We start from the raw sequence: 12,280 nt of genomic DNA on the forward strand, positions 1-12,280 counted from the left end.
AACGGCTTTCGTTTGGGCGAAGTATCGGGAATCTCGCCGCTTTACTGTATTTCTTAGATATTCGCGGGGCTTTCAAAAACATTTTAGACCGGACGTTTATGCAAAAACGAAAAGTGTAAACAACATTGGAATTCTTTAAACCTTTTATTCTTCAGCCTTTTACTGGGGCTGCACATTAAACGGCATATTGATTTTTTGCCATTGTTCACTTTCATACTCCAACGCACCGTCAATCAGCGGATGTTCGTCAAGCCAGTTTTGGCTGATGCGCAAGGTAAAGGCTTTGCCGTTGTCGTTGGAACGTAGCTGGGTAAATTGTGGTAACTCCAACGGCAGGCGGGAGCGGCAGAATAGGGCGGCAAGCCGCAGCGAGAGAATGGCAAACCACATCATATGGTCGTTGCCGACCAGATCGACCATTTTGCGTAAATCACCGCGATGGCCGAATACCAACAGGGAAAGAATATTTTGTTCTTTACGGGAAAAGCCGGGCATATCGGCATTTTCGAGAATATAGGCGGAATGTTTGTGGTAGCCGGTGTGGGCGATATTAATGCCGATTTCGTGAAGCAATCCCGCCCAGTTGATGTATTGCTGCCAGTAGGCCAGCTCTTGTACCGGCGTATTGTGGGCGAGGCAGAGGCTTTCCATGAATTTTTGTGCCGTTTCCGATATACGTTTGGCCTGATTGCGGCTGACGTGATAGCGAAGCTGGAATTCCGCCGTAGTTTGGTCGCGCATGTCTTCATTGAGTTGGCGGCCGATAAAGTCGTAAAACACACCGTCGCGCAAAGCCGCGTTGGTTACCATCATTTTTTGAATTTCCAACTCTTCAAACGCCGCCATCATCACCGCCAGACCGCCTGCAAAAACTTCTACGCGGTCGGGTTTCAAACCTTCGAGTTTGGCTTTTCTGGTGCCTCCGGCACTAATGATTTTATCGGCTATTTTTTTCATGCCCGCATAGGTAATATCGGCTTCCTGCGGGTTTTCGGCAGCGAGCACATCACGAATGGATTTGGCGGAACCCGAAGTGCCAACGGCAAAATCCCAACCGTTTCGTTTCATCAATTTACTGATGCGCTGGATTTCATTACGTGCAGCAGTAATTGCGGCTTGAAAATCTTTCTGGCTGATTTTGCTTTGAAAAAACCGCATGCTGTATGTTACGCATCCCAAAGGCAGGCTTTCGGTAAGCGTGGGCTGCAAGTCCGAACCGATAACGAATTCGGTTGAACCGCCGCCGATGTCGATAACCAGCATTTTATCGCCGTTAGGCGGCAACGTATGAACTACGCCGGTGTAGATCAAGCGTGCTTCTTCACGTCCGGCGATAACTTCGATGGGAAAGCCTAAGGCAGCTTCGGCTTTAGGAATAAATGTGCCAATATTTTTGGCTACACGGAAAGTGTTGGTTGCCACTACCCTGACTTGTTCGGGGCTGAATCCTTTTAACCGTTCGCCGAATTTGGCCAAACATTCCAGTGCACGTTCCTGAGATTCTTCGCTGAGATGTTTCTGATTATCCAAGCCGGCGGCAAAACGCACCATTTGTTTAAAAGAATCAATAATTTTTAATTGTCCATTATGGTTTTCACAAATTTGCAGCCGGAAGCTATTGGAACCTAAATCGACAGAGGCAAGCACGTTGGAAGCTATGTTGGTCATGATGAAGAAGATAACGAATCGAACGAAGCCATCATGTTACCGCGCGACGTGAGTACTGTCATCTTTTGCTGTGATTAAGATATTGCCGGTTTATATTGGCAAAATAAAAACCCTTTGTTTTACAAAGGGCTTCTTGAAATTTGGCAGAGAGGAAGGGATTCGAACCCTCGATACGCTATTCACGTATACACGCTTTCCAGGCGTGCGACTTAAACCACTCATCCACCTCTCTAAATCGAATTTAGGAGTCAAACTGTTTAGTCTTGAAATTATACGGTGTTTTTCATCTTGCGGCAATAAGCGATGTAAAAGGCCGTCTGAAATAGTTTTTTTATGTTTTTAGCTATTTCAATAAATGTTTAAAAAAAAACAAATTCAATGGGTGTTTAGAAAACAAAAATCCGGTGATAAACCGGAATATTTTATTTGGTGCCCAGGAGAAGACTCGAACTTCCACACCCGTGAGGATACCAGCACCTGAAGCTGGCGCGTCTACCAATTCCGCCACCTGGGCAATTAAGCAAAAATTGTATTTTTTTAAAGCAAAGTCAATAAAATATTGGTGCCCAGGAGAAGACTCGAACTTCCACACCCGTGAAGATACCAGCACCTGAAGCTGGCGCGTCTACCAATTCCGCCACCTGGGCTTTGCTTTAATATTTACTTTGCGATAAAGTGTCGCTTCGCAAAGAAAAAAATGCATTATATATTTAAATGAAAGATTGTCAATCATCAATATGAAGAAAAATTCTAAGTTATTCAGTTTACGTGAGAAAGACCCTTTTTTGAGCAGGGAACGGCAGCGTTACGAAAATCCTTTGCCAAGTAGGGAGTGGATTACCGAATTGTTGGAGCGGGAAGGTGTGCCGCTCCAAATTACCTCATTGGCACAAAAATTATCGATTACCGATAAAGAATACGAGTTTTTTGAACGGCGTATTAAAGCGATGGCGCGTGACGGCCAAGTATTGATTAACCGCCGTGGCGCAGTATGTGCCGCAGATAAATTGGCCTTGGTAAAATGCCGGGTTGAGGCACATAAGGACGGTTTTGGTTTTGCAGTGCCTTTAATTCCGACCGGCAATGGCGATTTTGTGCTGTATGAGCGTCAAATGCGCGGTTTGATGCATGGGGACATTGTTACGGTGCGCCCTGCGGGTATCGATCGCAGAGGGCGGCGTGAAGGCCAGGTTTTGGATATTGTCGAGCGGGCGCAGAAAGAGGTGGTAGGGCGGTTTTATGTGGAGCGCGGTATTGCGATCTTGGAGCCTGAAGACCAGCGGCTGATTCAAAGTATTGTGCTTGAACCTGATAGTTTGACGGCATTTCAGCCTGAGCAAGGGCAGGTTGTGGTGGCGGAAATTGAAAGTTACCCGGACGGGCATCGCCCTGCGGTCGCTAAATTGATCGAAGTGTTGGGTAACTATGCCGACAGCGGCATGGAAATCGAAATTGCCGTGCGCAAACATCATTTGCCGCATGAATTTAGCGAAGCATGCCAAAAAGCAGCCCGGAAAATTCCGGATCATGTACAAGAGCGTGATTTGGAAGGACGGGTGGATTTGCGCGAATTGCCGTTGGTAACCATAGACGGAGAAACGGCACGTGATTTCGATGATGCGGTTTATGCGGAAAAAATCGGCCGCAATTATCGTTTGGTGGTGGCGATTGCAGACGTTAGCCATTATGTTCGTCCGGATGATCCGATTGATGTTGATGCGGAAGAGCGTGCGACCAGTGTTTATTTCCCGCGCCGTGTCATTCCGATGCTTCCCGAAAGTTTGTCCAACGGTATTTGTTCGTTGAATCCCGATGTCGAGCGCTTGTGTATGGTGTGCGATATGGTAATTACTTATGCGGGGAATATAAAAGAATATAAGTTTTATCCCGCAGTAATGCGTTCGCAAGCACGTTTGACTTACACCCAAGTATGGGACTGGATAGAAAAAGGCGGCGATTACCCGCACAAACAGCAAATCGATACTTTATATAAGCTGTTTAAAATTCTGCATGCCAAACGTAACCAGCGCGGTGCGGTTGAATTTGAAAGCACTGAAACGCAGATGATTTTTGATGACAACGGTAAAATCGAGCGGATTGTGCCGGTGGTGCGTAACGATGCGCATAAATTGATTGAAGAGTGCATGCTTGCGGCCAATGTGTGTGCGGCGGAGTTTTTATTGAAGCACAAGCATAGGGCATTGTTTCGTAATCATTTGGGCCCGACCATCGAGAAGCTGGCTACTTTACGCGAGCAGCTCGGTTTGCTCGGTTTGCAGTTGGGAGGAGGAGATCAGCCTGCACCGAAGGATTATGCGCTGCTGGCGGAGCAGTTCAGTCAACGCCCCGATGCCGAGCTTTTGCAGGTGATGATGTTGCGTTCGATGCAGCAGGCGGTTTATGAACCGAATAACGAAGGCCATTTCGGATTGGCTTATGATGCCTATGCCCATTTTACGTCGCCTATCCGCCGTTATCCGGATTTGACCGTTCACCGTGCCATTAAGGCCGTCTTAAAAGGTGAAAAATATGCCCCCAAATCATGGCAGGCTTTGGGAGTGCATACTTCGTTTTGCGAACGCCGCGCCGATGATGCCAGCCGTGATGTGGAAAATTGGCTGAAAACTTATTATATGCGCGACAAAATCGGCGAAGTTTTCAGCGGGCGCATTTCCGGTATGGCCAACTTCGGTATCTTCGTAACGCTTGACGATATCCATATCGAAGGCATGATTCACATCAGTGATTTGGGCGAAGATTATTTCAACTACCGGCCCGAACTCATGGCAATGCAGGGCGAGCGCAGCGGTATCCGCTTTAATATGGGCGACCGCGTAACGGTAAAAGTGGCGCGTGCCGACTTGGATACCAGCAGGATTGATTTGAGCTTGATCAGCGGCGGGGAAGTGCCTGCCAAAAGAGGCAAGAAGAAAAAAGACGCTTCGGCAACGGTATTTTCGGAGAAAGGTGCCGTTAGAAGATCCCGCAGCAATACGAAAGCATCGGAAACCAAAGCGGTAAGCAGAAAACAGGGAAAATCTGCAAAAAATGCCCGGAACGAGAAAGCAGTGAAGAGCAAAGCCCGAAGCGGCTCTGCCGGTAAGCGCAGCCGTAAGAAATAAAATATAGCCGTAAAAAAGCGTTTGAACTTCATGGGTTCAAACGCTTTTTTTGTATGCGGTTTCATGAAAGGCCGTCTGAAAAGTTTTCAGACGGCCTCCGAAGTTAAGCGAAGAAAGTATAAGCCCACATGGCAACCAATAACACGCACAAGATGTTCAGCAGAATACCTACACGCATCATTTCTTTTTGTTGCACCAAACCCGTGCCGAATACGATGGCATTCGGCGGAGTGGCAACCGGCAGCATGAATGCGCACGATGCGCCGATACCGATAACGAATACCAATACTTCTTTCGGCAATCCCATTTGGGTGGCGATGCTGCCGAAAATCGGTACCAATAATGCGGCAGAGGCGGTATTACTGGTGAACTCGGTGAGGAAGATAATAAACGTAGCCACGGCGAAAATAACAACCAGCGGATGGGCCAATACAAAAGCCGTAGCCAACTGCTGGCCGAGCGCGAGCGAAGCGCCGGAAACTTGTAGCAGGTTGCTCAAAGCAATACCGCCGCCGAACAGCATCAGCACACCCCAGTCGGTGTTGCGGGCGACTTCTTTCCAGCGCGCAACCCCGAATACCACGACGGAAACGGCGGCGGTAAGAGCGATGACGGTATCGGGATTGGCGATGCCGAAAACGGCTTTGATTTTAGAACTGAAGACCCATGCGGTCGCCGCGCCGATGAAAATCAGCATAGCGATAACGCGGTGCAGCGTCCAAGGGATATGCTCGGCTTTCACTTCCACGCGTTCGTTTAAGTTCGGGCGGAGGATGATGTAAAGAGAGAACAACATCAGAGGCAGAATGAGCAGCATCATCGGCAAGCCCATTTTCATCCAGCCGAAGAAATCCAAATCCAATGCTTTGGCGGCAATGGCATTGGGCGGGGAACCGACGATGGTGCCCAAACCGCCGATGCTGGCGCAATAGGCGATACCGAGCAGCACGAATACAAAGGTTTTGCGGTCTTTTTCTTTATCTATATGATCCATCATGCCCATTGCCAAAGGCAGCATCATGGCGGCGGTGGCGGTGTTGCTGATCCACATAGATAAAAAAGCGGTAACAATAAACAGCATCAGCACGGCCGCTTTCATGTTGCCGCGTGAAAGCGACAGCAGCCATACGGCGATTTTGCGGTCGAGCCGTTGCATGTGCAGGGCGGCGGCCAATGCGAAACCACCGAAGAAAATATAGATAATCGGGTCGGAAAAGCTGCTCATGGCTTTTTTGATGTCCATATCGGGAAAGCTGAGTAAAGCGGCCAAGATAGGAACCATCAAAGCGGTAACGGTAATGTGTACGGCTTCGGTAAACCACATAATGGCCACAAACAGCAATACGGCGATCCCTTTGTTGGCGTTGGTGTCATAAGGCAGGATATGGTAGATGCCAAAGCACACCACGGCAGCGATAATCGTAGTGATCAGACCTCGAAAGTTGGTAATCGGAGCTTGTGCGCTGAGCAGCTCGATATTTTCCGGACGGTTTTTATCAGAAGTCATACTGTTTGTTTCCGTTCTATATGGATTAAGGGTTTGTGAAAAAAGCAGAAATCCTGTTCCGTGCGATGAGAATCATGCATCGGAAAGGTAAAAGCAGTATAAGTGTAATTGAATGTAGTTGTAAAGAATGTGTAAATAATCGGTATTGTTTAGATGATAATGCTTGAGATGTGGGTTGCTTGAAAGCAGTCTATTTATTTGTATTGAATAAAATATTTATGCTTTTCCGTTGAAAAAAGCATTGAGGCCGTCTGAAAAATGTAAAGAAAAGTATATTCAGACGGCCTCATTGTTCGATTGATTTAAGCAAACGGTGTTTCGCCGAGATTTCTTCTGGCGGTGGCTGTAAGGCGATGCGGTCGGTTGCGGCTTCCAAAGGGTGGAAAGCGTTTTTTCGAATTGTTGCAAACCGCTTATCACAATGAGGCCGTCTGAAAATACTTAAATTTATATAGCATGAAACTTTCACGTGAATATTAGTTTATTGTCATCTTTATTAATGAAAGAACTATTTCTTTAAAAATCAGTCCCATAAAAATACTGTCTAAAAAATGTTAGAGATGTTTTAAGTTGTTCTGTTTGTTAACAAATGATATGGGAGAAATGAGTATGTCCAATCCTAAAACATTTATCGGCACTCCGGGTAACGACACCTATTATGTCAACCATACCGGCGACAAAATCATCGAACAGCCCGACGGAGGCAGAGACCGCGTTTACAGCAGCGTTTCATACAGCCTGCCGAATAATGTTGAAGACCTTTTTCTTTCAGGTAACGCTCACCTACATGGCTCAGGCAACGATTCCGATAACCTGATAAACGGCAACATCGGCAATAACCGTTTAAACGGCAACGGCGGCGATGATGTCTTGTACGGCAACAGCGGTAACGATACGCTTTTCGGTGGCAAGGGTAACGACACCCTTTTCGGCGGTGCGCATGACGATACGGTAAACGGCGACGAAGGCAACGATACCTTGTACGGCGGCAGCGGCAGAGACATATTAAATGGCGGTGCAGGCAACGATGAGCTGTACGGCGGCGCGCACAGCGATACCTACGTTTTCCGAGCAGGCAGCGGGCACGATACCATCAGAGACTTGGAAGGCACCGATCTTGTGCGTTTCGGCCCCGGCATCAAGCCGGAGCAATTGGTGATTGAAGCCGTAACCAAAGGTGAAGGAACAACCGATTGGGTGATCAAGGTCGACCAAAATTCATCACTAACCATTCCCAGTCAATATTTTGACGACAACACAAAGCTGGCCGTCGACTATTTTGTGTTTGATTCCGGTATGCTGAGTGCCAAAGATCTGGCTAATCTGGCGGGCGTTGAGCCGCCTTTCCCTGATAAAAACAAGGGCTTGACCATAAAAGGAGACGATGGCGACAATCGTCTGGCCGGTTCGGATTTAAATGACCAGATATACGGTTTGGGCGGTCAAGATACGCTGATCGGCAATGCCGGCGATGACTACTTGGACGGCGGTACCGGCGCAGACAATTTAACGGGAGATTCGGGGAACGACACCCTGCATGGCGGCGACGGCAACGATACCCTCAGCGGCGGCCTCGGCAACGATATGCTGTATGGTGATACGGGGGACGATACTTATCTGATTGATCTGACCGAGCAAGGAAAAGACACCATTGTCGATTCATTCGGTATCAATACGGTTAAATTTACCCACACCGAAAACTCATCAAATTTTGATGATTTCGACGTACATGTTGTCGCCAATCAATCAGGCGGTGTTGACTGGGTTATTTCCAGCTATTCAACCGGTCATAGCATAACCATAAAAAACCAGATAAACAGCTCGGGCAAGCCTGCTGTCGACAAGTTCATACTCGGTCAGGGCAATAAAACAGATACTTATACCCACGAGGAATTTATCAACCGTACCGGTTTTACTCAAAAAGGTACCGACGGTGATGATGTGATTCTCGGCAGCGAAGGCAACGACTACTTCAACGGCGGCACAGGCAACGACCATATTGAAGGCAATCGCGGTTCCGACACTTATTATTTCGGCAGGGGTTCGGGCAAGGATGTGATTTTCGATTTTGGCAAGGTATGGAGACCCCAAGATGATATGCCGCCTTTCGAATCTGCCGACAATGCTGTGCGTTTCGGTCCCGGCATTACTCCGCGTGATTTGGAAATTACCCGTATCAACGGTTATGATAAATCGCTTATCAAAGGGAAAATCGGCGAAACCAACCAAATTCCCGACCTCAGCGGGGATACTTGGGTTATCCGCATTAAGGGTACCGACGATACTTTAACCATTCTCAACCAGCACAACGGTGACGGAGCCGCGATTAATGAGTTTGTTTTCGACAACTATTGGCTCTCTTCGCGCAGGATGGCTGAAATTATGGAATTGGACACTTTTACCCGAACACGGGAAATATATGAGCGCCAAGGATACATCATGCTCAGGCCGAAAGACGGGGATTTGAATTCAGATGACCGGATTACGTTTGACGAAGTTTCCAAAGGCCGGCTGATAAAATTACCCACTAATTTCCGCGCAGCACCTGATAACTTAGAGCATGTTCCTCTGCGTGAGGCTTTACACGTCAAAGAGTATTATTCGGAATATATGAATGAATCCAGAATAATATTCATTCCGTATCACGGCACACCCGATGCCTATGTGAAATATCACATCACGCCCGATTCGTATTCGGCATATACCACCAAAGATTATCAGCAGATTTTGAAATTCGACGTTCAAGCCGCTCAGAATATGAAAAATTACACTGTTGTCGAAGAAGGTAACAGCCGCATTGTCATCGGCAATGCCGGAGGCCACTTCCAATATAACGGCGACAGCAAAAACGAGTTGGTTTACGCTTCCGGTAGCAAAAACACGATTCACGGCGGTGGCGGCGACGATGTGATTATCGGAGAGCGCGGCAGCAAAAACTTCTTATACGGCGGTGAAGGTAATGACCAACTCAGAGGTGGATATTATGGCACCAATGTGCTTGACGGCGGCTCGGGAGACGACACGCTGGTAGGCAGCGAGTACCTGGATACTTTCCTCTTCGGCAGAGGAAGCGGGCAAGACACCATTGACGGGTATGGTTCGCATTATGAAGGTAATGAGGACACCGTCCGTTTCGGTGACGGGCTGAAGCCGCAAGATTTGACGCTGTCAATCAAGCCGAAGGGCGACGGTGGCACCGACTGGGTAATCGGCATCAAAGGCTCTCAAGACACCCTGACTGTCCAATGGCAATCCCGTTCTAATGGCGACAAAAACGTCGAATTTTTTGAATTCGATTCGGGCAAATATACGGCAGCTCAATTCCAAGCTTTGGTAACCGGCTCGGCGAGTGCCACGCCGCGCACCGGTGCACACCATAGCGAAGAAACAGACCGCGTGTTGCCGTGGGATACGCTGGGCAGCGACACCGTGCGCGAGGGCGCCGTGAAGGATGTTTTAGCCAAAGTCAATCAAAATGCCCTTGACTCATTGTCGCGGCTCAACAAAGGTTTTGCGAATCTTGAAGGCTTGCTGGAAAACAACAGCCGTTTCGAGCAAGGCATCAACAAACTTTCAGATGCCGTAAGTGCCAAAACATGGTTTGAGCTGCCTGATGTGGGGGACCAAGCCGTTTATTCCGGCGGCAACGTCTGGGCAAATACGGTTGATGAATCCGTAAGTACCGCAGCGGTTGTGATTTGACGATTGTAATGCTTTAAAGCAGGTTTGAGGCCGTCTGAAACATTTTCAGACGGCCTGTTTTCATTTCCGTACCTACACTTAACCGCTCACTTAACCGCGCGGATGGTGTTCCTGAACAATACTTTTCAACCTCTCGTTGGCAACGTGGGTGTAAATTTGGGTGGTGCTGATGTCGGCGTGGCCGAGCAGCAGTTGCACCACGCGCAGGTCGGCGCCGTGGTTGACGAGATGGGTGGCGAAAGCATGGCGCAGTCCGTGCGGGCTGATGTGGCGGATACCGGCTTCTTGGGCGTATTTTTCGACAATCATCCAAGCGAGCTGGCGGCTGATGCCGGTGCGTTTCTGGCTCACGAATAATTCGTCGCAGGCTTTGTTCTTCAGCAGCAGCGGGCGGGCTTCGGCAAGGTAGCGTTCTATCCAGTAGGCGGCTTCTTCGCCGAGCGGCACGATGCGCTGTTTGTTGCCTTTGCCGATGGTGTTGATGATGCCTTTGTGCAGATTGGCTTGGCCGATTTGGAGTTTTACCGCTTCGCTGACGCGCAGGCCGGTGGCGTAGATGAGTTCCAACAGGGCTTTATCGCGCAGGCCGTGTGTGCTTTCGGTGTCGGGCGCATTCAGCAGCGCGTCGATTTGTGCTTCGGTACTCAGCTTGGGCAGGGTTTTGGGCTGTTTGGGCGTAGTGAGGTGGCGGGTGGGGTTGTCGCTGCGCTGCTCGGTTTCGAGCAGCCAACCGTAGAGGCGTTTGCAGGCGGAAAGGGCGCGGGCTTGCGAACGGGTTTTCTCGTCTGGATGGTAAATGGCGGCGGATAAGTCGCTGCTTTGTGCGTTTTGCCAGTTGAGACTGTGTTCGGCCAAGCGCGCGGCGACTTTTTGCAGGTCGCGCCGGTAGCCGTCGAGGGTGTTTTGGCTGAGGCGGTCGTTGAGCCAAAGGTGTTCGAGCAGGCGGTCGATAAAGGTGTCGGGATGTTGTTCAGACGGCATCGCAAACGGTTTTCTTAAAGAGCGGCCATAGCAATAATAAAGGCGAATACCAGTGCAATCACTGTCAAAATTCCGTTCATCACAATTTTGGCGGTTCGGGCTTTGGCTTCGGCCAAGCGTACCTCGGCTTGCAGTTTGGCGGTTTCGGCTTTGGTTTTTTCAATGTCCCATTCCGTCAGGCGGGTTTGCAGGTCTTTATCGGGGGTTTCGTGCATGTTTGTCTCCTTGCGGGAAATGTGTTTTCAGACGGCCTTATACGGCAAATAAACTCATTTTTTCATGGTTTCGTCATGCTCGGGCATACTATTCTGCTATATCTTAATGCCTTCATGTTGCAGCAGCCAGCGTTTGATCGCCAGTGCGTCGCCTTCTCCGCTGGAAAATCCGCCCAAGCCTTGTTTGGCGACGACGCGGTGGCACGGCACCACCAAGGCCAGCGGGTTTTTGCCGCATGAGCCGCCGACTGCGCGGGGATGGCTGCCGATTTTGCGGGCGATGTCTTGGTAAGTGAGCACTTCTCCGGCGGGGATTTCGGCAATCGCCTGCCAAACCTTCTGCTGGAATGCCGTGCCTTGCGTGGAAATCGGGTGATTAAAGTTTTTCAGACGGCCTGAGAAGTAGTCGTCCAGTTTCTTTTTCCATGCTTCGGGCAAAGGATAAGGCGCATATTCGAGCCTGCCGTGCAGGTTTACTTCGACAAGGTTTTCCTCTGCGTCGAAGATTAACGTGATGTTGCCGAACGGGGCGGGATAAAGACAAGGATAGTTCATGGTTCGAGGCCGTCTGAAAAAGTTTGTTTAAGCGGTTTTATTCAAGGTTTCCAACACTTCTTGTGCGTGCCCCGCCACTTTGACTTTGCGCCATTCGTGCTCGATTCCGCCTTGTTTGTTGAGCACGAAAGTGCTGCGTTCGATGCCGAGCGATTCTTTGCCGTAGAGTTTTTTCAGCTTAATCACGTCAAACAGCTTGCACACGGTTTCATCTTTATCGCTTAGCAGTTCGAATTGGAAGCCTTGTTTGCTGCAAAAGTTCTGATGCGATTTCACGCCGTCGCGCGAGATGCCGACCACGGTGTAGCCGAGGGCTTTGAATCGGTCCAAGCGGGCGTTGAAGTCCAAGCCTTCGGTGGTGCAGCCGGGCGTACTGTCTTTGGGGTAGAAATAAACCACCAGCGGCAGGTGTTCGTCGGATACGAAATCGCGCTCTGCGGAAGATGGCAGGGTAAAGCTATATTGCGGCATGTTTTTCTCTTTCTCAATCGGTTTTCAGACGGCCTTTATCTTATACCATTCTGCCTTAC

The 12,280-nt window shown here is 49.1% G+C and carries 8 protein-coding genes and 3 tRNA genes; 2 read left to right on the top strand and 9 right to left on the bottom strand.

What is annotated here, in order from left to right:
• Window positions 1-159: 159 nt before the first annotated feature.
• The 4 genes from ppx to Q0X97_RS00985 all read right to left on the bottom strand — a co-directional run bounded on the left by ppx (window position 160) and on the right by Q0X97_RS00985 (window position 2,315).
• Window positions 160-1,668 (bottom strand): exopolyphosphatase, encoded by a 1,509-nt coding sequence (gene ppx, locus Q0X97_RS00970; RefSeq protein ID WP_302065402.1) that lies wholly within the window; start codon window positions 1,666-1,668, stop codon window positions 160-162.
• Window positions 1,669-1,809: 141 nt separating this feature from the next.
• Window positions 1,810-1,900: transfer RNA gene (locus Q0X97_RS00975), tRNA-Ser, on the bottom strand.
• Window positions 1,901-2,095: 195 nt separating this feature from the next.
• Window positions 2,096-2,182: transfer RNA gene (locus tag Q0X97_RS00980), tRNA-Leu, on the bottom strand.
• A gap of 46 nt (window positions 2,183-2,228) precedes the next feature.
• Window positions 2,229-2,315: transfer RNA gene (locus tag Q0X97_RS00985), tRNA-Leu, on the bottom strand.
• A gap of 90 nt (window positions 2,316-2,405) precedes the next feature.
• Between Q0X97_RS00985 and rnr the strand changes: the two genes are divergently transcribed.
• Complete coding sequence (gene rnr, locus Q0X97_RS00990) at window positions 2,406-4,790, top strand: ribonuclease R (protein ID WP_302065403.1); 2,385 nt, start codon at window positions 2,406-2,408, stop codon at window positions 4,788-4,790.
• A gap of 103 nt (window positions 4,791-4,893) precedes the next feature.
• Here the strand turns inward: rnr and Q0X97_RS00995 are convergent, their stop codons facing one another.
• Window positions 4,894-6,297: a DASS family sodium-coupled anion symporter gene (locus Q0X97_RS00995; RefSeq protein ID WP_302065404.1), complete on the bottom strand. Its 1,404-nt coding sequence runs from the start codon at window positions 6,295-6,297 to the stop codon at window positions 4,894-4,896.
• Between the two features lie 609 nt (window positions 6,298-6,906).
• On the opposite strand from Q0X97_RS00995, the gene Q0X97_RS01000 reads away from it, so the two are divergent.
• Window positions 6,907-9,999: a calcium-binding protein gene (locus Q0X97_RS01000; RefSeq protein WP_302065405.1), complete on the top strand. Its 3,093-nt coding sequence runs from the start codon at window positions 6,907-6,909 to the stop codon at window positions 9,997-9,999.
• A gap of 90 nt (window positions 10,000-10,089) precedes the next feature.
• Here the strand turns inward: Q0X97_RS01000 and xerD are convergent, their stop codons facing one another.
• The 4 genes from xerD to Q0X97_RS01020 form a co-directional block, all read right to left on the bottom strand.
• The gene (xerD, locus tag Q0X97_RS01005; RefSeq protein ID WP_302065406.1) at window positions 10,090-10,980 is read right to left on the bottom strand and encodes a site-specific tyrosine recombinase XerD; all 891 of its coding nucleotides are present in this window, start codon (window positions 10,978-10,980) and stop codon (window positions 10,090-10,092) included.
• Between the two features lie 14 nt (window positions 10,981-10,994).
• Window positions 10,995-11,195 carry a hypothetical protein gene (locus Q0X97_RS01010; protein WP_302065407.1) on the bottom strand — a complete coding sequence of 67 codons (201 nt, stop codon included), beginning with the start codon at window positions 11,193-11,195 and terminating at the stop codon, window positions 10,995-10,997.
• 96 nt (window positions 11,196-11,291) lie between these two features.
• Window positions 11,292-11,750 carry a methylated-DNA--[protein]-cysteine S-methyltransferase gene (locus Q0X97_RS01015; RefSeq protein ID WP_302065408.1) on the bottom strand — a complete coding sequence of 153 codons (459 nt, stop codon included), beginning with the start codon at window positions 11,748-11,750 and terminating at the stop codon, window positions 11,292-11,294.
• A 27-nt stretch (window positions 11,751-11,777) separates the two neighbouring features.
• The gene (locus Q0X97_RS01020; RefSeq protein WP_302065409.1) at window positions 11,778-12,221 is read right to left on the bottom strand and encodes a peroxiredoxin; all 444 of its coding nucleotides are present in this window, start codon (window positions 12,219-12,221) and stop codon (window positions 11,778-11,780) included.
• Between the last annotated feature and the right edge of the window lie 59 nt (window positions 12,222-12,280).

It is taken from the genome of Neisseria sp. MVDL19-042950 (genome assembly GCF_030504625.1).
GTDB lineage: Bacteria > Pseudomonadota > Gammaproteobacteria > Burkholderiales > Neisseriaceae > Neisseria.